This window comes from Duganella sp. Root336D2, assembly GCF_001425005.1.
Taxonomy (GTDB): Bacteria; Pseudomonadota; Gammaproteobacteria; order Burkholderiales; family Burkholderiaceae_D; genus Rugamonas.
Genome location: NZ_LMDB01000036.1, coordinates 307,933 through 328,023 on the forward strand (window position 1 = coordinate 307,933; position 20,091 = coordinate 328,023).

The 20,091-nt window shown below is 63.4% G+C and carries 17 protein-coding genes and 3 tRNA genes; 8 read left to right on the forward strand and 12 right to left on the reverse strand.

The annotated features are described in order from the left end of the window. The first annotated feature begins 3 nt into the window (after nt 1-3). The 7 genes from ASD07_RS24005 to ASD07_RS24035 all read left to right on the forward strand — a co-directional run bounded on the left by ASD07_RS24005 (nt 4) and on the right by ASD07_RS24035 (nt 4,772). A complete protein-coding gene (locus tag ASD07_RS24005) occupies nt 4-660 on the forward strand; it encodes a heme-copper oxidase subunit III family protein (RefSeq protein WP_055936165.1) in 657 nt (218 codons plus the stop codon). Nucleotides 661-669: 9 nt separating this feature from the next. Next, complete coding sequence (locus ASD07_RS24010; protein WP_055936168.1) at nt 670-1,005, forward strand: cytochrome C oxidase subunit IV family protein; 336 nt, start codon at nt 670-672, stop codon at nt 1,003-1,005. A gap of 39 nt (nt 1,006-1,044) precedes the next feature. After that, nucleotides 1,045-1,120, forward strand: a tRNA-Glu gene (locus ASD07_RS24015). A gap of 31 nt (nt 1,121-1,151) precedes the next feature. Then, nucleotides 1,152-1,227 (forward strand) — tRNA-Glu (locus ASD07_RS24020). A gap of 47 nt (nt 1,228-1,274) precedes the next feature. Then, on the forward strand, nt 1,275-2,420 hold the full coding sequence (gene earP / locus ASD07_RS24025) for an elongation factor P maturation arginine rhamnosyltransferase EarP (protein ID WP_055936171.1): 1,146 nt from the start codon (nt 1,275-1,277) through the stop codon (nt 2,418-2,420). Nucleotides 2,421-2,485: 65 nt separating this feature from the next. Continuing rightward, complete coding sequence (locus tag ASD07_RS24030; RefSeq protein WP_055936174.1) at nt 2,486-3,061, forward strand: elongation factor P; 576 nt, start codon at nt 2,486-2,488, stop codon at nt 3,059-3,061. A gap of 133 nt (nt 3,062-3,194) precedes the next feature. Continuing rightward, a complete protein-coding gene (locus ASD07_RS24035) occupies nt 3,195-4,772 on the forward strand; it encodes an amidase (protein WP_055936177.1) in 1,578 nt (525 codons plus the stop codon). Nucleotides 4,773-4,855: 83 nt separating this feature from the next. On the opposite strand, the gene dbpA is transcribed toward ASD07_RS24035, so the two are convergent. From dbpA to ASD07_RS24075, 9 genes are all read right to left on the reverse strand, one after another. Further along, nucleotides 4,856-6,265, reverse strand: a complete 1,410-nt coding sequence (dbpA, locus tag ASD07_RS24040; protein WP_055936181.1) for an ATP-dependent RNA helicase DbpA — start codon at nt 6,263-6,265, stop codon at nt 4,856-4,858. Nucleotides 6,266-6,268: 3 nt separating this feature from the next. Continuing rightward, nucleotides 6,269-6,502: a hypothetical protein gene (locus ASD07_RS24045; RefSeq protein ID WP_055936184.1), complete on the reverse strand. Its 234-nt coding sequence runs from the start codon at nt 6,500-6,502 to the stop codon at nt 6,269-6,271. Between the two features lie 83 nt (nt 6,503-6,585). Beyond that, the gene (locus tag ASD07_RS24050; protein WP_055936186.1) at nt 6,586-8,247 is read right to left on the reverse strand and encodes an acid phosphatase; all 1,662 of its coding nucleotides are present in this window, start codon (nt 8,245-8,247) and stop codon (nt 6,586-6,588) included. A gap of 45 nt (nt 8,248-8,292) precedes the next feature. After that, entirely contained in the window at nt 8,293-8,841 is a 549-nt protein-coding gene (locus ASD07_RS24055; RefSeq protein ID WP_055936191.1) for a hypothetical protein, read from the reverse strand. 53 nt (nt 8,842-8,894) lie between these two features. Beyond that, nucleotides 8,895-8,971, reverse strand: a tRNA-Met gene (locus ASD07_RS24060). Nucleotides 8,972-9,019: 48 nt separating this feature from the next. Then, nucleotides 9,020-10,171, reverse strand: a complete 1,152-nt coding sequence (locus tag ASD07_RS24065) for a class I SAM-dependent methyltransferase (RefSeq protein ID WP_055936447.1) — start codon at nt 10,169-10,171, stop codon at nt 9,020-9,022. Nucleotides 10,172-10,286: 115 nt separating this feature from the next. Continuing rightward, nucleotides 10,287-11,210 (reverse strand): hypothetical protein, encoded by a 924-nt coding sequence (locus ASD07_RS24070; RefSeq protein WP_055936195.1) that lies wholly within the window; start codon nt 11,208-11,210, stop codon nt 10,287-10,289. Nucleotides 11,211-11,272: 62 nt separating this feature from the next. Next, a complete protein-coding gene (locus ASD07_RS30425) occupies nt 11,273-11,485 on the reverse strand; it encodes a hypothetical protein (RefSeq protein ID WP_200953850.1) in 213 nt (70 codons plus the stop codon). Nucleotides 11,486-11,516: 31 nt separating this feature from the next. After that, nucleotides 11,517-12,023: a putative metalloprotease CJM1_0395 family protein gene (locus ASD07_RS24075; protein ID WP_055936198.1), complete on the reverse strand. Its 507-nt coding sequence runs from the start codon at nt 12,021-12,023 to the stop codon at nt 11,517-11,519. Nucleotides 12,024-12,116: 93 nt separating this feature from the next. Here ASD07_RS24075 and ASD07_RS31490 point away from each other — a divergent pair, with 93 nt between their 5' ends. After that, entirely contained in the window at nt 12,117-12,281 is a 165-nt protein-coding gene (locus ASD07_RS31490; protein ID WP_200953851.1) for a hypothetical protein, read from the forward strand. On the opposite strand, the gene ASD07_RS24080 is transcribed toward ASD07_RS31490, so the two are convergent. From ASD07_RS24080 to ASD07_RS24090, 3 genes are all read right to left on the reverse strand, one after another. Beyond that, a complete protein-coding gene (locus ASD07_RS24080) occupies nt 12,270-16,007 on the reverse strand; it encodes an AAA family ATPase (RefSeq protein ID WP_055936201.1) in 3,738 nt (1,245 codons plus the stop codon). The two genes, ASD07_RS31490 and ASD07_RS24080, sit on opposite strands and share 12 nt — an antisense overlap. After that, nucleotides 16,004-17,254: an exonuclease SbcCD subunit D C-terminal domain-containing protein gene (locus ASD07_RS24085; RefSeq protein ID WP_055936204.1), complete on the reverse strand. Its 1,251-nt coding sequence runs from the start codon at nt 17,252-17,254 to the stop codon at nt 16,004-16,006. The genes ASD07_RS24080 and ASD07_RS24085 overlap by 4 nt, the downstream gene beginning before the upstream one ends. Nucleotides 17,255-17,321: 67 nt before the next feature. Continuing rightward, the gene (locus ASD07_RS24090) at nt 17,322-19,967 is read right to left on the reverse strand and encodes a diguanylate cyclase domain-containing protein (RefSeq protein WP_229207271.1); all 2,646 of its coding nucleotides are present in this window, start codon (nt 19,965-19,967) and stop codon (nt 17,322-17,324) included. Nucleotides 19,968-20,091: the final 124 nt, after the last annotated feature.

The window sequence follows — 20,091 nt, forward strand, 5'->3', positions numbered from 1 at the left end:
GGTATGGATACCGGCACCAACGATTTGAAAGGCTTTGTCTCCGACTGGGCGGGCGACCGCGTCGCATTCCGCGTCCCGTGGGGCAAGGCGATGATGTGGATCTTCCTGCTTAGCGACACCTTCATCTTCGGCACCTTCCTCACCGGCTATATGTCGGTCCGCATGGCCACCACCGCGGCGTGGCCGAATCCCAGCGAAGTTTTCTCGCTCACGATCGCCGGCACCAGCTATCCGCTGATCCTGATTGCGATCATGACCTTCGTGCTGATTACCAGCAGCGGCACGATGGCGATGGCGGTCAACTACGGCTACCAGCGCAACCGCAAGATGGCGGCGGCCTTGATGCTGGCGACGGCGGGCTTTGGTTTGCTGTTCGTCGGCATGCAGGCTTTTGAATGGAGCAAGCTGATACACGAGGGCGTGCGGCCATGGGGCAATCCGATGGGTGCGGCGCAATTCGGCTCATGCTTCTTCATGATTACCGGCTTCCACGGGCTGCACGTGTCGGCGGGCGTGATCTATCTGTCGATCATCGCGCGGCGCGTGCTGAACGGGCATTACGAGAAAAAGGGTTATGACATCGTCGAGATCACCGGGCTGTATTGGCACTTTGTCGACCTTGTCTGGGTATTCATCTTTGCATTGTTCTATCTCTGGTAGGAGGCCGCCATGTCCGAAGCTACCGCAGCACATCAACAGCACCCGATAGGAACCTACGTCAAAGTCTGGATCCTGCTGTTCGTATTGAGCTTCTTCTCATACCTGGTGGACTTCTTCCACTTGCAGGGTTTGTTGCGCTGGTCGCTGATCCTGGTGTTGATGGCGCTGAAAGCCGGCTTTATCGTTGCCGTCTTCATGCACATGAAGTGGGAGAGGCTGGCGCTGATCTTCGCAATCACCTTGCCGCCACTGGCGATTCTCGTGCTGGTGGGGATGATGTCGGCGGAGTCACATTATGTGAATGCAAACCGCACCGAACACTTCGCAGTTGCGCCCTTGAAATGAGGCTTGCACGCTGATATAATTCGCGCACGCTTTTACGACGTCCCCATCGTCTAGAGGCCTAGGACATCACCCTTTCACGGTGAGTACCGGGGTTCGAATCCCCGTGGGGACGCCAAGTCATTTCAAAAGCGCAGTGCAAGTCCAGGGTCCCCATCGTCTAGAGGCCTAGGACATCACCCTTTCACGGTGAGTACCGGGGTTCGAATCCCCGTGGGGACGCCACAGATTAGAATGAAGCCGCCTAGTGCGGCTTTTTCATTTTCCGGCTTATGACATCCAGCTTGTCCCTCCATCTATTTTGCAAAGTTGTCGATAACTTCGGCGACATCGGCATCTGCTGGCGCCTCTCGCGCCAACTGCAGCGCGAGCATGGCATCGCCGTCACGCTGTGGGTCGATGACTTGCGTTCATTCCAGCGCATGTGTCCGCAGGTCGATGTGACGGCAGGGCTGCAGCTGGTCGAGGGCATCACCGTGCGCCATTGGGCTGCGCAGGATGGCGAATTCACGCCGGACGACGTGGCCGACATCGTGATTGAATTCTTCGCTTGCGACATCCCGCCTGGCTATATCGCTGCGATGGCGCAGCGGCCGGAGCGGCCGGTGTGGCTGAACCTCGAGGGCCTGAGCGCGGAAGAGTGGGTGGAGGGCTGCCACAGCTTGCCATCCAAACATCCGCGCCTGCCGCTGACGAAGTACTTCTTCTTCCCGGGCTTTACCGAAAGGACTGGCGGGCTCTTGTACGAAGAGGGGCTTGAGGTTGCGCGCCGCGCCTATGTCTCCGATCCCGCTGCCGTATCGGCATTCCTGTCGTCGCTGGGTGTAACGGACGCCGAAGCGGCGGCAATCAAGGTATCGCTTTTCTGTTATCCATACGCCCCGGTCGCCGCGTTGTTCGCGGCGTGGCGCGATGGCGGGCAGCCGGTGGCTTGCCTGGTGCCGGAGGGTGTGGCGAGCGACGCCGTCGCAACCTTCCTCGGCCAGCCAGCACTGCCTGGCGCGGCGCGCAGCGAAGGCGCGCTGACGGTGCGCGTATTGCCGTTCGTGCCGCAGCAGGATTACGACAGGCTGCTGTGGTCCTGCGACCTGAATTTTGTGCGCGGCGAAGATTCCTGGGTGAGGGCGCAATGGGCTGGGAAATCCTTCATCTGGCACATTTACGCGCAGGATGAAAACCTGCACCATAAGAAGCTGCGCGCTTTCCTGCAGCGATATGCGGCCGGCAGCGCGTTCGATGAGTTCTCGCTGTGCTGGAACGGCGCCGGCGCAGGCGTAGGCGACTGGCCAGCCTTGTGGAAAGCCCTCGCAGCGGCAATGCCTGAAATTTCGGCAAAGTCGTCACAATGGCAACAGAAAATCCTGGCCAACGGCGATCTGGCCACGAATTTGACTAAATTTTGTGCATCGCTCAGGTAACACATTAGAACCCCGTGCTATAATGCGCGGTTACTGCAACTCCCCTTAACCGGTATATATTCGCTATGAAATTCGCAAAAGAGATTCGTGTCGGCAACATCATCATGGTTGAAGACAAGCCATTCATCGTTCTGCGTTCCGACGTCAACGGCTCGTCCCGCACTGGCTTCACCTACAAATGGAAGATGAAGAACCTGCTGACCGGCTCCCCGCTGGAAAACGTGTTCCGCGGCGACGACAAGTTCGACGTGGTTGTTCTGGACAAGAAGCCAGTGACCTACTCGTACTTCGCTGACCCACTGTTCGTCTTCATGGACGAAGAGTACAACCAGTTCGAAATCGAAGAAGAGAACATGGGCGAAGCCGTCAACTACCTGAAAGACGGTATGGAATGCGAAGCTGTCTTCTACGACGGCAAGGCAATCTCGGTTGAACTGCCAACCACCATCGCACGCCAGATCATTTACTCGGAGCCAGCTGTCAAAGGCAACACCTCCGGTAACGTGACCAAGGAAGCGAAACTGGAAAACGCCATCGAAGGCCGTAACTTCTCGATCCAGGTGCCACTGTTCGTGTCGCAAGACGACGTGGTCGAGATCGACACCCGTACCCACGAGTTCAAGAAGGTCGTTCGCGGCTGATTGCAGCTGTTTGTTGCAATTACGCAATACGAAGCCCGCGCAAGCGGGCTTTTTTGCTTTTCGGCAGTATTAATTACTTGCAAACTGCTGGTATTCTACTGGTTTGTGCTTTTCTTGATTGAGGGCGTACCAGATGGATCGAAGGGGGTTCGTGAAGTTGGGGTTGGCTGCCGGCGGGGCGGCCAGTTTGCCGCGTACGCAGGCCGCAGTGCCGTCCGTGCTCGATGCCGGAGTCCAGCATCAGCAAGAGCTGATGTCCGCCAATAAGCTGACCTCGCACGCACTGACCTCGCAGTACCTGTCGCGCATCAATACGATCGACAAGTCCGGCCCCCGCATCAATTCCATCATCGAGATCAATCCGGAAGCGCTGAAGATCGCGCGCGAGATGGATCGTGAGCGCCACCAGCGCCGTGTGCGCGGCCCGCTGCACGGCATTCCTGTACTCCTGAAAGACAATATCGCGACAGCTGACCGTATGAGCACCACCGCCGGATCGCTGGCGCTGGCCGGCGTGCGGGCGGCGCGCGACTCCCACGTGGCGGCGCGCTTGCGCGCGGCCGGCGCGGTCATCATCGGCAAGACCAATTTGAGCGAATGGGCGAATATGCGCTCGAACCATTCGGTCAGCGGCTGGAGCGCGCGCGGCGGCCTGACGCGCAACCCTTATTCCCTGGACCGCAACTGCAGCGGCTCCAGTTCCGGTTCCGGCGCTGCGATTGCAGCCGGCCTGGCGACGCTGGCTGTCGGCACCGAGACCGACGGCTCGATCGTGTCGCCCGCATCGATCTGCGGCCTGGTGGGCATCAAGCCGACCATTGGGCTGGTAAGCCGCAGCGGCATCATACCAATCGCCCATTCGCAAGACACGGCCGGCCCCATGGCGCGCAGCGTTTCGGACGCGGCGCTGATGCTGGCCGCAATGGCAGGCGTTGACGCTAGCGATCCGGCGACGCAGGATGGCGCCGGCAAGGCGGCTGATTATTCGGCCGCCCTGAAGCGCGACGCCCTGCGCGGCAAGCGCCTCGGCGTTGCCCGCAATTTCTTCGGCGGCAGCGATGGTGTCGATGCCGAAATCGAGAAGGCGCTCGAAGCGCTGAAGGCGCAGGGTGCAATCCTGGTCGATGTGCAGGTGCCGAACACGGAAAAATACGGCGACAGCGAAACCGAAGTGCTGCTGCACGAATTCAAGGCCGACCTGGCGGCCTACCTGCGCGACTATGCGCCGAACGCGAAGGTCAGGAACATGGCCGACCTGATCGCTTTCAACCGGCAGAATGCCAAACAGGAGATGCCGTATTTCGGCCAGGAGTACCTGGAACGCGCCGAAGCCAAGCCGGGCCTCGACAGCCAGGCCTACCAGGATGCGCTGGCCAACAACCGCCGCTACTCGCGGGAAGAGGGCATCGACCTGGTGCTGAAAGCGCACGAACTGGACGCGCTGGTCGCGCCGACCGACGGCACCGCATGGCTGACGGACTTCATCAACGGCGACCACTATGGCAAGAGTTTCTCTTCGCCTGCGGCGGTAGCGGGATATCCGCACATCACGGTGCCGGCAGGTTATGTGCGCGGCTTGCCGATCGGCCTGTCCTTTGTCGGCACGGCATTCAGCGAAACGGCCTTGATCGGCATGGCTTACGCATTCGAGCAGGCGACGATGGTGCGCCGCGCACCACAATTCCCCGCCAGCGTCTCGATCCGCCCCTGAATGTCCACTTCGGGGTCAGGAAGCAAAGTGGGCATTTCCGTTAGGAATGTCCACTTTTGTTCCTGACCCCAAAGTGGACATTGTTAGACTTCGATAAAGCGCATCTTGAAGTTGCGGCCTTTGAAGCTGCCGAAGTCGCCTCCCTTGATGGTGCTGGCGGCCTTCAGGCGGTCGAAGGCGTCGTGGGCGATGCGGCGGTCGAGTGCGACGTAGGTCTGGAATTCGGTGACGTTGATCTTGCCGACTTGTTCCTTGGTCAGGCCGCCGTCGCCGCACAGCGCGCCCAGCACGTCACCGGCGCGCAGCTTTTCCTTCTTGCCGCCGGAGATGCACAGCGTCAGCATCGGCGCCGGTTCGGCGTTCACGAATTCGTCTTCGGCCAGCCCCTTGAAATCGTGCCATTCGACGGGGGCGCCCTGGTACTCCTCGATTAGCTTGACCCACTTCTTCTCGTTCGGGGCGCACAGGGTCAGCGACAGGCCTTTCTCGCCGCCGCGGCCGGTGCGGCCGATGCGGTGGATGTGGACTTCGGTGTCGCGCGACACGTCGGCATTGATCACCGCTGCCAGGTTGGCGATATCGAGGCCGCGGGCGGCGACGTCGGTGGCGATCAGGATCGAGCAGCTGCGGTTGGAGAACAGCACCAGGACTTCATCGCGCTCGCGCTGTTCCAGTTCGCCGTACAGGGCCAGCGCCGAGAAGCCTTCCGCGTGCAGTTCATCCAGCAATTCCTTGCAGTGTACCTTGGTGTTGCAGAAGACGATGGCGGAAGCCGGCTGGTAGTGCTTGAGCAGCTTGCCGACGGCCTTGTCGCGCTGGTCGAAGCCGATCTCGTAAAAACGCTGCTCGATCTGGCCGCCGCTGTGCTGTGCTTCCACCGTCACTTCGACCGGATCGGCCAGGAAGGCTTCGGTGGCCTGGCGAATGTCGTCCGGATAGGTGGCGGAGAACAGCAGGGTCTGGCGGCGCTTGGGACAGGCGCGCACGATGCCGGCGATTTCGTCGTAGAAGCCCATGTCCGTCATGCGGTCCGCTTCGTCCAGCACCAGGGTGCGCACATTGGACAGGTCGAGCGATTCGCGCGACAAGTGGTCGCGTACGCGGCCCGGCGTGCCCACCACAATGTGGGCGCCGAATTCCAGCGAGGCGATTTGCGGGCGCATCGGCGTGCCGCCGGTCAGCACCACCACCTTCACGTTGGGCACGCAGCGCGCCAGGCGGCGCAATTCGTTGGCCACCTGGTCGGCCAGCTCGCGGGTAGGACAGAGCACCAGGCTTTGTACTGCGAACCAGGCGGTATTCAGGTTGCACAGCATGCCGATGCCGAATGCTGCGGTCTTGCCGCTGCCGGTCTTGGCTTGCGCAATGAGGTCGCGGCCTTCGATGATCGATGGAAGGCTTTGCGCCTGGATCTTGGTCATTTCGCGGTAGCCCAGCGAGTCCAGGTTGGCAAGGAGTTTTTCGGACAGTGGCAGGGTGGCGAAAGAGGTCATTTTTTAGTCCTGCCGCCAGATGGGCAGGCCGGTGAGGTCCAGGTTGGGATCATTTTGCCAGATCGGCAGGCCGCTGGCGTCGGTTGGCCCGAGTTCGCCCAGCAGTTCAAGTTGTTCCTGTTTGCGCGGAGAGCGGCGTACGCGCGGCGGCGGGGGAAGCCTGGCTTCCGCCGTCATCGGCTCGGCAGGCTCGAAGCCTGGCAGGTCGATTGTCGCGTTGTCTTTTTTATCTCTCATTATCCGTCGCAGAAAACAAAAGCCCGGCTGAATCAGTCGGGCTTCCTTTTTAGAACCGGAGGATTGTATCACGGGCAACCATCTCAACGGAAGGCGAGGGCTCCCGTCAGGTCGCCCGGCGGCAGAGCACCGCGCTCGGCGAAGGCCTTATTGCGCTCGGCCAGGCCCTCCAGCAATGGCAGGCCATGCAGGCGGGTGATGAAGCGCAGGATCGAGGTGGTGTCGTAGAAGCTGTGGTCCACGGTGGACTTCTTGGCGAACGGCGACACGATAATCGCAGGGATGCGCGAGCCGGGACCCCAGCGGTCGCCCGTCGGCGGCGCCACGTGGTCCCACCAGCCGCCGTTTTCGTCGAAGGCCACCACCACCACCATGTTTTCCCACTGCGGCGATTTCTTCAGGTGCTGCAGGACGTTGACGATGTGCTGGTCGCCCGATTCGATATCCGAGTAGCCGGCGTGCAGGTTCAGGTTGCCCTGCGGCTTGTAGAAGCTCACCGCAGGCAGCTTGCCCGCCACCACGTCGGCCAGGAATTTGTTCGAGATCGGGCTGTCACCCAGGCCGCCATCGCGGATGTGGGCGGAGCGTGCGGCGGTGCCAGGGGCGAACTGTTTGAAATAGTTCAGCGGCTGGTGGTGGTATTGGAAGTTCGGCTTGGTGCCGCCGCCCTTGTGGTCCAGCGCGGCCTGGAAAGCGCCGCCATACCACGCCCAGCTTACCCCTTTGCGCGACAGCAGGTCGCCGATGGTGTCATACGTCTGCGGCGGCAGGTAGCTCGGGTCTTCCGCATTGGCGTGCAGTGGATCGCCGCCCGGCGCCGGGCGCACCCAGCTTGGCTGGTAAGGCGGAGCCATGGTGTTGACGGCGAATCCGTCGGGCGTGATGGCGCCGTCGTTGACGTAGTGCGGCCGGCCTTCCATTGCCGATTTCGGGCTCTTTGGATCAAGCGCCAGGGTGCGGCCGGTCGGACCATCGGACAACACGGCGATCTTGCGCTTGGCAGGGCTGTTGGCGGCGTCCGGGTAGACCGGGCAGCGGCCGGAGACCAGGAACTGGTGGTTCAGGTAAGAGCCGCCGAAGGCCGCCATGAAGAAGTTGTCGCACAGCGTGTACTGGCGCGCCACCTGCCACAAGCCGAGGTTCTTTTCCATCTCGCTGTAGTAGCCCATGACCATGCCGCCGGTATTGCCCCAGGCGACGAAGCTGTCGTTCTTGCCGCCGTTGATCTGCATCTGGTTCTGGTAGAACAGGTGCCACAAGTCGCGCGTGATGACGGATTCCGGCAGCGGCTTGCCTTCGGCGTCGACCAGCTTGAACGGCGCGTTGGGCAGGCCGCTAAGCTGGTCTTCTTTCAGTTCATAGCGTTTGCCGGCGATATCCTGCGGCACCGGCACCAGGCCGCCCCAGACTTTCGGCAATGTCGGCAGGATGCTGCCGTCGTAGTCGCGCTGCTGGTAGTCGGCTGGCTTCAGGGCCGACATCGGCGATGCCAGGCCAGGAAAGTCGGCAAACAGGTTGTTGAAGCTGCGATTCTCGAGGTAGATCACCACCACGTTCCGGATGTTGGCCTGCAGCTTGTCGTCCAGTGAGGCAGCCCTGGCCGGCTGGGTTGCCTTCGAGGCCGGGGCGGCAGTCACGCCGGGCAGGCTGGCTGCAAGGCCGGCCGCACCGGCCGCCTGGAAAATGCGGCGGCGCGCCGGGCTGGCCGGCAGGTCTGGGGTCACCTTCTTTGTTTCGTCGTTCACGCGTTGCTCCTGCTGTTCTTGTCGCGTGCAATTGTGACAGTTCGATTACAAAAAGGCGAGGGTGCCGCGCTGGTAGGTCTCGCGCACTTCGGCAATGGGCAGGTGGGACGAGGAGTACAGCACTGCAGCGTGTTCGAACAGCGCGGTTGGCGACAGCAGCATGGTGCTGGAGAATGTGCGGCGATATGGCGCCAAGGGTTGCACCACCTTGCCGAATGGCGTGTCGGTTTCGTCCAGCAGGCGGTTCATTTCGGGCGTCAGGCGGCTTGGGACATACCAGTTGTCCGCCTCCGAGAACAGGTGGCTGCCGCAGTAAAGCTGCACGCGGCGGTATTTGATGTCTGTGACGGGCACGCCCAACCGGGCAAGCGTTTCGGCGCTGGCGGCTTTGCTGTTCCCGCGCACCAGGCGGGCCACGACTTTCGGTGCTGCGGCCATGGCGTGGTCGGCGCACCATTTTTCCAGCGTCAGCGTGGCGCTACTGCTGGCCAGGATGTCGGCGCTTAGCTTTTGGGCGAGGAGGTCGGGCGAATTGGCGGGCGTCGCGCATGCCGCCAGCAGGGGCAGGGCTGCAAGGTAAGGAATTATCCGCATTGGTGCACCCGGAAATGAAAAAAGCCGTTGCATGGGCAACGGCTTTTTGAATCTGGTTGCGGGGACAGGATTTGAACCTGTGACCTTCGGGTTATGAGCCCGACGAGCTGCCAGACTGCTCCACCCCGCGTCTGAGGCAAGCATTATAGCTCGCACTTCTTACTTCCGCAAGGTCGATTTATGCGATTCCCAAACGCCACAGTGAAGTGGTCTCTGCCGAGCGCGCTTCATGCAGGGGATCGCTGGCGTCGCCGGCTTTCGGGTGGACTGGGCGGGCGTCAAGGCGGCCCAGTACCTTCAGGCCGGCGGCAGCGATCCATGCTTCCAGTTCCGCGCGCGACCGCAGGCCGAGGTGCTCGGCCAGGTCGGACAGGATCAGCCAGCCTTCGCCTTGCGGTGCGAGGTGTGCCTTCAGGCCGGACAGGAAGCCGCGCAGCATGCGGCTGTCGGGGTCGTAGACCGCGTGCTCAACCGAGGAATTCGGACGGGCGGGCACCCATGGCGGGTTACAGACCACCAGCGGCGCCTGGCCAGGCGGGAACAGGTCCGCTGCCAGCAATTCCACCTGGCCGTCCAGCATCAGGCGGGACAGGTTGTCGCGCGCACAACTCAGGGCGCGGCGGTCCATATCGGTGGCGACCACGCGCTTCACACCGCGCTTGGCCAGCACGGCGGACAGCACGCCGGTGCCGGCGCCGATATCGAAGGCCAGTTCCGCAGCCCCTTTCGGCAGCGGGGCATCGGCCACCAGTTGCACGTATTCGCCGCGCACCGGCGAGAACACCCCGTAATGCGGGTGGATGCGTTCGCCCAGCGCTGCCACCGGCACGCCGGCCTTGCGCCACTCGTGGGCGCCGATCAGGCCTTGCAGTTCGCGCAGGGAAATCACGAAGGCATCTTCGCCGCGGCCGTAAGCCTCATTGCAAGCCTGCGCGACGTCGGGTGCACGGCGCAGGGGAATGCGGTAGCCGGGTTCGAAGGGAATCAACAGCATGGCCAGGGTGCGGGCGCGCTGCGACTGGGCCTGGCGGTGCAGGTGGAAGGCTTCGGTAGGGCCAGTCGGCGATTTGGCGGCGGCGGCCTTACGGCCCTTGCCGCCTTTGGCCTTCTTAGGGTCGGCGCGGCGGGCCAGCGCTTGCAGCAATTGGCGCGCGTTGTGGAAATCGCCGCGCCACAGCAGGGCAGTGCCTTCGCAGGCGAGGCGGTAAGCGACGTCGGCGTTCATGGTGTCGTCGGCAACCTGCACGCGCTTGGGCGGCGGGTTGCCCGATTCGGAATGCCAGCGCGCGGAGCGCGGCTCGCCTTGTTCTGTCCAGTAGATTTCTTGCATAGTGGCCAATGTGTAAACGAAGAAATTCGGGGTCAGGTCTGGCAATCGGACAAAATGTCCGATTGCCAGACCTGACCCCGAATTTCAAATCAGGAGGCTGTCATTATACGCGCGCTCAGGCGGCTGGCGGTTCCTCTGGCGCCGGGGCGATTGCCGGTGCAGGCGGGGCGATATCGGTCGCCGCTGGATCGGTTTCCTCGCTTGGCGGGTCGATCTCGCCGTCACGGGCGGCTTTGGCGGCGTGCGCCAGTTCGGCAGCCTGGCCAGGTTCGGATTGCAGGCGGCCGTAGGCCTTGGCTTTCTCGCTGGCGTTGGCCGGCAGGTAAGTGTCCAGCGACGATTCGGAATCGACCAGCTTGAGCAGGCGCATGGTCAGGTTGCCGGCATCGCTTTCCTGGCCTTGTTCGTCCTGCTGCTTGAGGGTGGCGCTGATATTGCGGTCCATCAGGCGGAACAGGTCGGCCAGGCTGCCGGGGAAGTCGATATCCGGGAATTCCACTTCCGGCAGCGGCATGGCCGGATTCTGCCCGGCCTGGTCCTGGCGGCGCCCAGGCACACTGGATGCCGCGCCGGCGCTCATGGTGGCTTCATACTGGATTTCCACTTCAAAGCTCAGCTTGCGGCCGTCGGCGGTCGTGATGGTGCCTTTGCCGAGGAAATGGGAATTTTCGCTCAGGCTGAAACCGAAAGCGTCAGTCACGCCATCGGCACCTTCGGCATGCAGGGCGCCGGCGGCGAAGCTGGCGTTCGATTCCAGTGCCACGGAGTCGAAGGAGATCTTGGCCCCCTTGGCGTTGTCGCCGAGCAAACTTTTTGCAAAGCTGCCGATCAGGTCCTGTGCCATGTCGACAGTCCGGTTGCCCAGCTGGTCGACGCGTTTTTGCAGGTCGACGGCATTGCTGGACAAGGAAACCGCGCTATCCGCATTCACATCCCTCACCGCGTTGGCGCGCGAAGGCTTGCTTTCCGCCTGCGAGGTGGCCGGGGATGTGGAAGTGTTCTGGTACTGGCGTGGGCCGATGGAATTCAGTGGGTTCATGATAGGCAACCTTTAGGGGCACTACCCCTGATACGGCAAGTTTCCGAATTTCTTGAGCTTTATCAATGATGATGAGTCCACAAACCGTTCGATTCGAGATAGGACTTGACGGCTTCCGGGGCGCCGGTGGCGTGCAGCTTCACTTCGCCACAGGTACAGACACCATAGTACGGCGTTATGTGCGAGCACGCAGATGTTTTCTGCAATGCAACTTTAACCGCTTTGCTGCATTTCGCGCATTTGAAAGTGAGGGTGCGTGGGGCTTTCAGGAACATGGCCAGGACTCCGGGCAAAAGGACGATTTTATCAGGCCAAGATATCGATCGTAGATTGCTTTTCGGAAAGGCTGTATCCGCGCTGGACTTGTTGTTGCTTTGCTGAAATCTCGGCCTGGGCTTGCAGGGCCATCTGGCCGGCGCTGGCGGCCACGCTGCGGTCCTGGCCGGAAGGATCGGCAGGCGCCAGGGCTGCCGCCTGCACCTGGCGTGCTTTGGCGATGGTTTCTTCCGGCGTGCGGCCGGGCGAGGTGTCGATATTGACCTCGCCGCCAACGGCGTAATTCACGCCGTCCGGGCCGCGCTGGTATGTATAAGTGGCGCCGGAGGTGGCAAGGCTGCCCGCTGCGGCAAGGTGGGCTTGCTCATGCTGGCGGACCTTGAGGTCGCGCGTCTTGAGCTGGTCGATTTTTGCCTGGTCTTCGGGGGAATATTGCAGCTGGGCTGCCTGGGTGCTTTCACTGCGCGTGGCGCTGCGCGCAGGTGCGCTGGCCTGCGGCGCATAGGTGCTTGACGATTGAATGGCGCCGATTCCCATTTACACATCATAACAAATTGGCTGGCGTATTCCGTCAACTGCCGGCCAGTTCCTGCGTTGAAGGAGTGACCGTCATGCCGATGGAGGTTTACGATGGATAAGTCGAAGCAACCGAGCAAGGAAGCAGTGCGCAGCTGGCTGCAGTCGCGCCAGCAAGAACGCCGTCCTTTGCCCGACCCGCAGCAGATCCGCCGTGAACTCGGTTGGGAAATGGTGCGCGCCGAACAGGACCAGCGTACCTGGCGTTTAGCTGACTGACACTGCGCTGCGGCCGTTGGCAGCCGGCTGCACCACGATCCTGGTGGCGATCCGTTCGGTCATTTCCTGTACGTGGGAGATCACTCCCACCTTCCTTCCCATCGACTGCAGTCCATCCAGAGCGTCCATTGCGACGCGCAGGGTCTCCGCATCCAGGCTGCCGAAACCTTCGTCGATGAACAGCGATTCGACGCGCACGCGGTTGGACGACAACGAGGCCAGGCCGAGCGCCATGGCCAGCGAAACCAGGAACGACTCACCGCCGGACAGCGAGTGAACCGAGCGTTTTTCATCCCCCATGTGCAGGTCGCGTACCAGCAGGCCAAGCGAAGGCTGGGCGGGGTTGTCGATGCGTTCGAGCTGGTAGCGCGGCGCCAGTTGCGACAGGTGGGCGTTGGCATAGCCGAGCAAGACGTCCAGCGTGAATTGCTGGGCGTAGTTGCGGAACTTCTTGCCGTCGGCGGAACCAATCAGCTCACTCAACTGTGCCCAGCGGCGCTCTGATTCCTGTTGGCGGGTGATGCCGGCCAGCAGCGCTTCGGCGGACTTGCGGCGGGCGTCGTCCTGCGCCAGTTGCAGCTTGAGGGCGGCGGCGTGATCCTGGGCCTGCTTGCGTTCTTCCTGCAGTGCCGCCAGCGCCTGTTCCAGCTCGCCGGCGTTGCCTGGTTCTCCGGCTGGCGCACTTGCCAGGTGTTCGGCGTGCTGGGTTTCGCGCTCGGCCTGCACGGCCTGGGCCGAGGCCAGGGCCTGGTCGAGCGCCTGGATGCTGCTGCGCTCGTCGCGCATCGCCTGCGGGGAGTGGGCGAGCAGGGCGCGCAGCGTGTCCAGGCTTTCGATGCCAAGCGACTGGTGGTCTTTGAGCCAGGCATGCAGGCGCGTGGAAGCGCTTTTCGCAGCGGTATCGAGCGCTGCGAGGCGCAGCCTGGCCTGTGCGAGGGCTTCATCGGCGCGGGTGCGCTGCTGGGCGGCATGCTGTGCCGACTCCTGGCGCATCTGCAGTGCGGCGCGGGCGGCGTCGACCGCCGCGCGCAGTTCGGCCTCCACCTCGCGCACAGGGCGGCCTTGCCATAGCCCCTGGCGTTCGGCTGCTGCAGCGTCGCGCGCAGCGCGGGCGGCATCGGCGGCGGCTTGGGTTGCGCGGGCATCGGCTGCGCTGCGTTCCCGGGCGGCGCGCAAGGCCTGGAGTTCGATGGCGATGGCGGCAATGGCGGCAGTGCGCTCGTCCGCCGACTGGCGCTGCGCCAGCCACTGCCTGCTTTCGCGCGTGCGCTGTTCGTGGAAGCGCGCCGGACTTTCCTTCCATTCGTCCTGCCAGCCGGTGCGCGCCAGCGGCGCGTCAAGCTGGTCGAGCAGGTTGGCAATTTGCAGTGCGGTGTCGATGCGCTGCTGGTCCAGGGCTTGATGCTGCGCTTCCGACTGAGCCAGGGCGGCTTGGGCGGTGGACAAGGCTTGCTGCTGGCGGCTGCACTCGGCTGCCGCTTGCTCGCATGCGGTTTGCGCCACTTCGCGGGTGCGGCTAGCCTGGCGTTGGGAGTGCTCCTGGCCCTCAAGTGCGCGTAACGCCGCCTGCAGCGCGTCGGCTTGCGCCGCCAGCCAGGCCGGGACGTCGCCGCCGGCGGCAGCCTGGCCGCCGTGTGCGGCCAGGGCCGTGTGTGCAGCTTGCCAGCGCGCCTCGGTGGCGGCGAGGGCATTGCTGATGCTGTGCTGTTCGACGCCGATCGCTGCCAATTGCTCGACGCTGGATTGCAGGCGGGCCTGCTGCTCGGCCTCATGCTTCATATTGCGTTGCAGCCTGTCGCGGCAATCGTGCACTTCGGCTTGCAATTGCGCCAGCATGGCGTGCAGCGGGCCGTCTTCGTTGCGGTAGGGATGCGCGTGCGATCCGCATACGGGGCAGGGGGCATCGTCCTGCAACGCTGCGCGCAGCTTTTCGACGTTCTCGCCGGTGGCGGCTTCTGCCAGCTTCAGCGAGCGCTCGGCCTGGGTCGAGGCGGCGACGAGTGCAAGGTTGGCCTGGCGGGCGGCGGCGACTTCCGCCTCGGCGCTGTCGCGGGCCGTTTGCAGCGACGTGCAGCGTGTCGCCAGATCCAGCCGGCGCGTGCCGAGTTGCGCCAGTTCTTGCCAGGCGGCGCTGGCATCGGCCAGCAGCGCGCGGCACTGGTCGAGTCGTTGCCGTTGCTGCGCATGGCTGTCGGCGTCAATGCCGGCCAGCGCTTTCGCAGCTTGTTCGCGCTGGAATTCGGCCTGGCGCAGGCGCTCGCTGGCTGCATCCAGGCTGTTGCGGGCGTGCACTTCGTCCTGACGCTGGCGGGTCGCTGCCTGCTGCACGGCGGCCAAGGACTGCGAGTGTTTTTCGGCACGGTCGGCCTGTTGGCTGGCTTGCGCAAACAGGACGTCCCAGCGCGCCCAGTCGCGCGCCACGGCCGACCAGTGTTGGTGCGCGGCCAGCCATTGCACGGATGACTGCTGTTCGTCGGCGAGGGCCGTTTGTTGCGCTTCACGCGCGGCCAGGGCGGCCTGGGCGGCAGCGTCGGACTGGGCTGCCGCGTCGCGGGCGCTGGCGGCCTGGCCGAAGGCGGACTGCAACGATTCCAGGCGCGTATCGAGTGCTTTTGCCTGGTCCAGCAGTGGCGCTGCAGCTTGCTGCGCATCTTCTGCTGCGGCCAGCGCAGCGCCGGCCTGCTGGACGTCGCCGGCCAGGACTGCCAGCGCCAGGCGGGTACGTTCGGATTCCTGCTCTGCGATCGAAATCGCGGATTGGGTGGCGGCGCGTTCGGCCGCAAGCCGCACTACCTCGTCGTCCAGTGCGCGTGCCGGCTGCACCGCATCCAGCTGCGCCAGCAGGGCACGACGCGGCGCGGCGGCGTCGGCTTCATGCCGCCGCTGTTGTAAATGCTCGCGCGCCTGCTGCACTGCCGCGGCCAGGCGTTCGGCTTGCTGGTGCCAGCGCAGCTCGGCTTCCAGTGCGCCAAGGCGCTGTGCCGAGGCGTGCAGCGCTGCTTCGGCGGCGTCGGACTGGGCGAGGATGTCGGCGCGCTGCTCCGCCGACAGCGGTTGCTGGTTTGCCAGGCCGGCGCTCAGTGTTTTCAATTCCAGCTCTTCGGCGCGCCAGCGTTCAAAGGCTCGCTTTGAAATCTCGCTGTAAATGCCGCTGCCGGTCAGGGTTTCGAGCAGGGTGCCGCGCTCGTCGTCCCTAGCCTTGAGGAAGGCGGAGAACTCGTTCTGCGCCAGCAGGACGGCGCGCGTGAACTGGTCGAAGGTCAAACCGATACGCTGCACGATCTCGGCCATGACTTCAGTTTTCTTATGGCCCAGTGGCTGCTGGCCCGGCAGTTTTTGCAGCGTCATCGCGCTTGGCTGCAAGGCGCCTGTAGCCTTGGTGCGGGCGCGCCGCACGCTCCAGCGCGCGCGATAGGACTCGCCGTCGTTGCCGACGAAGTCGACTTCAGCCCAGCCTTCGGCGGCGCCGCGGCGCAGCAAGGTGCGCGGGTCCTGCGAGGAGACCGGGTCGCCGACATCCGGTGTTTTGCCTTCAGCCTTGTGAAGGCGTGGCGTGTCGTCGTACAGCGCCAGGCAGAGGGCGTCGAGCAGGGTGCTTTTCCCGGCGCCGGTTGGACCGCTGATCGCAAACAGGCCGGCGTCGGACAACGGTTGGGCGGTGAAGTCGACCGAGAACTGGTCGGCCAGCGAGGCAAGGTTCATGCCGGAGATGCGCAGGATCCTCATGGACGCACCAGTTCCGCAAAGGCGGCCAGTTGTTCGGGCGGCGCTTCGGTACCGTAACGCAGCTGGTAAAGGCGCTTGAAAATGTCGTCCGGCTGCAGAGTGGCCAACTGGTCGAGCGACAGCGCGGCCTCCTCAAAGGATGCGCGGGCCGCGCTGGATGTTTCGATTTTCGCCAGACGTACCGGTTTGCCTTGCAGGGCTTCTTCGATGGCTGCGCGCAAACCGGGCTCCGGCGCGGCGAGCCTGATGCGAACTTCGAGCAGCGGCTGCTGTTCCAGCGGGACGTCCGGCAGTTCCAGCGCGGCCAGGGCGGTTTTCACTTCCTGCAGCGGCGCCGGTTTTTCCGGCACGCGCAGCAATTGCACCGCACGCGGCACCGGCAGGGCCGTGATTTCGCCGACCTGTGCGCCTTGCAGGTCAATGCGCAGGACCTGGTGCGTGTAGCTGGTTTCGGCAAATGAGAGGGGAATCGGGCTGCCGCAGTAGCGGATATGGGCGTGCGGGCCAACTTGCTGGGCAAGGTGCAGGTGGCCCAGGGCCGCGTAGGCGATAGGCGGCGGGAAAATGCCGGTTGGGAGCATCTCCGTGCCGCCGATCACGATGCGGCGTTCGGATTCGGCCGACATGGTGCCGTTGACCATATGGCAGTGGCCCATGGCGACAATGGCCTGGCTTTGGGAGGCGCGGCTGCCTGCCAGTTCCAAAGCCTGGCGGTACAGGTCCGCAATACCGGCGAGGTAGGGATCGGCCTGCGGCGCCGCATCTTCGCCGTCTGCGGCTTCCTGCGGCGCCAGCCGTGGCACGTCCCCATGGCGCAGGAAGGGAACTGCAAGCACCCAGGCGGCGGTGGCACCGTCCTTACCGGTCAGCGGCACCAGCATGCGCTCGATGGCGAGACTGCCGTCGGCATCGCGGTGCGGGTAGCCGATCACGGTGGTGCCGTGAACTTCCAGCAAGGGACCGGGAGCTTCGAGGCGGCCTGGCGAATCGTGGTTGCCTGCAATAACGACAATATCGAGCTGCGGCGCGCGGGCGCGGGCCTGCTGCAGGAAGGTGTAAAGCTGGCGCTGCGAGGCCGCCGATGGATTGGCGTTATCAAAAATATCGCCGGCCACCAGCAGGGCATCGGCTTGTTCGGACACGATGGTATCCAGCAGCCAGTCCAGGAAACGCTGGTGCTCGTAGTGTCGGTCAAAATTATGCAGCGACTGGCCAAGGTGCCAGTCGGAAGTGTGCAGCAGGCGCATGAAATGTAAAGCAGGGCGAGGGAAGCGCAAATATAGCGCAAACGGCAGGCGAATGCCTTGATCCCGGTCAGGCCGCGTTCGGGGAGCGCATTTCCGGCAACGGCAGGGCGCTGCGGAAAGTGTTGCGGCCGGCCTGCTTGGCCTCGTACAAGAGCAGGTCGGCCCGTTTCAGCAATTCCGCCGGGCTGACTTCCTCGTCGCGGTAATAAGTCAGGCCGATGCTGGTCGAGACATTGGCCAGGATGCCATCCAGCTCGAACGGCTGCTGCATGGCGTTCACGATTTTCATGGCTGTCACGGCGGCATCGTCGGGCTTGGAGATGTGGTCCATGATGATGGTGAATTCATCCCCGCCCAGCCGCGCCACGGTATCGCTGGCGCGCACGGTATTCGACAGGCGCGCTGAAAATGCCTTCAGCAGCGCATCGCCGACAGCATGGCCATACGTATCGTTGACCGGCTTGAAGCGGTCGATGTCCAGGTACATCACCGCCATCAGGCCGCCGCTTTCGCGGCATGCCACCATGGTTTCGTTCAGCTTTTGCAGGAAGCCGGCGCGGTTGGTCAGCCCGGTCAGCGCATCGACCTGCGACAGGCGCAACAAGCGCTGTTTCTCGCGCTTTTGCGCCGTCACGTCCTGGCGCATCACGTGGAAGCCGATCACGGTGATGCCATCTTCGTCAAACTGGGGAATGTAGACGACGTCGTAGGTGCGCAGGTAGTCGCCGTTGTCGTCCTCCTCCTCGAAGGTCAGGGTTTCGCCGCGCAGGACACGGGCGATATAGGGCTGCAGCATGGCGTAGCGCTTGTCGCCTACAGTCTCCTGCACCGTGCGCCCCGTCACTTGCAGGCCGGTCTTGCTGAATTCGCGTTCATACGCAAGGTTGTGGAAGCGGTAGATTTCCTCGAAATCGACGTAGGCGATCATGGCCGGCAGCGTGTCGGCGATGGTGCGCAGGCGCGCTTCGCTCTCGCGCAGCGCCATCACTGATTTTCGCACCAGCGTGATGTCGTCCAGCGTGCCGACATAACCTGCAATCGCAGCGTCGATCACGATCGGCGCCACTTTGATCGAGGTCCAGACGACTTTTCCGTCCGGATGCACGCAGCGCAGCGTTTCCTGGAAAGCCTGCTGCGTGGTATTCAGGTGGCGCAGCGATGCGCGCAGCATGTCGCGGTCGTTGGGATGAACGGCATTGAACCAGCCGTCGCCCAGGGCCGTTTCGCGCGACATGCCGGTAATCGCTTCAAAGGTCCGGTTGACATAGCTGCATTTGCCATCCTTGTCGGCGCGCACCAGGCCAAGGGGTGAGGCGTCGTTGACGGCCTGCAGCTCCGCCTGGTTCTGGCGCACCGCCATTTCGGAACGTTTGCGCTCGGTGATGTTACGCGCCGTGACAGCGACTCCGTCCTCGATGGCGACGATCTGGTGCCGCAGCCAGAGCTGCTCGCCGAAGACAGTCGATTCGAATTCTTCTTCCAGTGGTTCGCCGGTGCGCATCACGCCAAGGCATTTGTCGAACAGGCCTTCGCTATGCCAATGCGGCAGCATATCCCCCATGCGCTTGCCGAGCGCTTCATCGGCGGCGTGGCCGAGGACGCGCGCACCGCGCTCGTTCACGTCGACCAGGATGAAGTCCGTGATTTCGCTGTTGTTGCCGCCGGCGCGGCAAGCCTTGATCAGGAACAGGGCGTCAAGGCTGGCGTCGACTGCGGCGTGCAGCTTTTCGCGCGCATATGTCGCCTCGCGGGTGCTTACACGCAGTCGCTGCGCCTGCTGCGTCAGCAGCAAGCTGAAGACCAGCACCACGACCGAGACGATGGCGGTAACGCCAAAATAAAGGCGCCGCTGGCTGTAGTACTTGGCCAGCGCGTGCTCCTTGGCGTCGCCCACCACGGCGGTCAGCGAATAGCGCGGCATGTCGCGGAAGCCGTAGATGCGCTCGGTCTTGTCGATCGGCGTCTTGAGCAGCAGTTCTTCCGGCAGGTTGACCGGATCGGACGGCGCCACATAGTCGATGGTATCCGTGATGAACAGCTTTTCATCAACCCGGCCAGTGGCCAGGGCGGTGTCGCGGCTGATCAGCATGACCAGGCCGCCTTCGTCCACATGCAGGCGATCGTAATCCTCGACAAAATAGGCCGGATCGATCATCAGCACGATGACGCCGGCAAACTTGCCGGCCCTGTCGTCCAGCCGGCGTGCGATCTGGATCTGCCACTTTTTCGTAATCGGTTCCACCATCGGATTGGTGACCAGGGCCGCGTCGGCGGCGGTGGTGGACAGGGCCTTGAAGAATCCCTGGTTGGCGGAGTTGGCCGGGAAGGCGCCGTGCATGCTGTCCAGCAGCTTGCCGTTGGCGTCGATCAGGGCGATCGGCAATTCGAGGCGGGCCGGCATGACGGAGTCCAGCAAGCCACCACGTTTGCTGAATTCAGGCAGGCGCAGGGCGCCGTTGGTTTCTTCGAATTTGAGCTTGAAAAGCTGGGTCGCGTGGTCGGCCTGGCGCAGCAGGTGGCCGGAGTGTTCGGCCAGCGTGCGCGCCAGCGAGTGGCTGTGCTGCACGGCGTCGTAATGCGCGCTTTCGGCGTCCTGCCTGACCTGGTAGAAGACGTCGGCCCACATGATCACCAGCAAAACCAGCGTGAAAGAGGGCAGCAGTATCATGCGATACAGCTTGCGGAAAATCTGACGGGCGGTTGATGTTGGCACAGGCTCATTTTGCACTCAAACCCCGGCAGCGGGGGCAAAAAAGCGGAGCGATGCAGCCTTGCCGCCACCATCATTCGCAAAATGCCGGGAAATACTGTCAAATCGCTATTAGAATAGGCGTTCA

Excerpts from the sequence above, each read along its gene's own strand:
- ASD07_RS24005 (WP_055936165.1), top strand. The coding sequence starts at position 4 with ATGGATACCGGCACCAACGATTTGAAAGGCTTTGTCTCCGACTGGGCG.
- dbpA (WP_055936181.1), bottom strand. The coding sequence starts at position 6,265 with ATGACCTCTTTCGCCACCCTGCCACTGTCCGAAAAACTCCTTGCCAAC.
- ASD07_RS24075 (WP_055936198.1), bottom strand. The coding sequence starts at position 12,023 with ATGGGAATCGGCGCCATTCAATCGTCAAGCACCTATGCGCCGCAGGCC.
- earP (WP_055936171.1), top strand. The coding sequence starts at position 1,275 with ATGACATCCAGCTTGTCCCTCCATCTATTTTGCAAAGTTGTCGATAAC.
- ASD07_RS24055 (WP_055936191.1), bottom strand. The coding sequence starts at position 8,841 with ATGCGGATAATTCCTTACCTTGCAGCCCTGCCCCTGCTGGCGGCATGC.
- ASD07_RS24030 (WP_055936174.1), top strand. The coding sequence starts at position 2,486 with ATGAAATTCGCAAAAGAGATTCGTGTCGGCAACATCATCATGGTTGAA.
- ASD07_RS24070 (WP_055936195.1), bottom strand. The coding sequence starts at position 11,210 with ATGAACCCACTGAATTCCATCGGCCCACGCCAGTACCAGAACACTTCC.
- ASD07_RS24010 (WP_055936168.1), top strand. The coding sequence starts at position 670 with ATGTCCGAAGCTACCGCAGCACATCAACAGCACCCGATAGGAACCTAC.
- ASD07_RS31490 (WP_200953851.1), top strand. The coding sequence starts at position 12,117 with ATGGATAAGTCGAAGCAACCGAGCAAGGAAGCAGTGCGCAGCTGGCTG.
- ASD07_RS24035 (WP_055936177.1), top strand. The coding sequence starts at position 3,195 with ATGGATCGAAGGGGGTTCGTGAAGTTGGGGTTGGCTGCCGGCGGGGCG.
- ASD07_RS30425 (WP_200953850.1), bottom strand. The coding sequence starts at position 11,485 with ATGTTCCTGAAAGCCCCACGCACCCTCACTTTCAAATGCGCGAAATGC.
- ASD07_RS24080 (WP_055936201.1), bottom strand. The coding sequence starts at position 16,007 with ATGAGGATCCTGCGCATCTCCGGCATGAACCTTGCCTCGCTGGCCGAC.
- ASD07_RS24045 (WP_055936184.1), bottom strand. The coding sequence starts at position 6,502 with ATGAGAGATAAAAAAGACAACGCGACAATCGACCTGCCAGGCTTCGAG.
- ASD07_RS24065 (WP_055936447.1), bottom strand. The coding sequence starts at position 10,171 with ATGCAAGAAATCTACTGGACAGAACAAGGCGAGCCGCGCTCCGCGCGC.
- ASD07_RS24085 (WP_055936204.1), bottom strand. The coding sequence starts at position 17,254 with ATGCGCCTGCTGCACACTTCCGACTGGCACCTTGGCCAGTCGCTGCAT.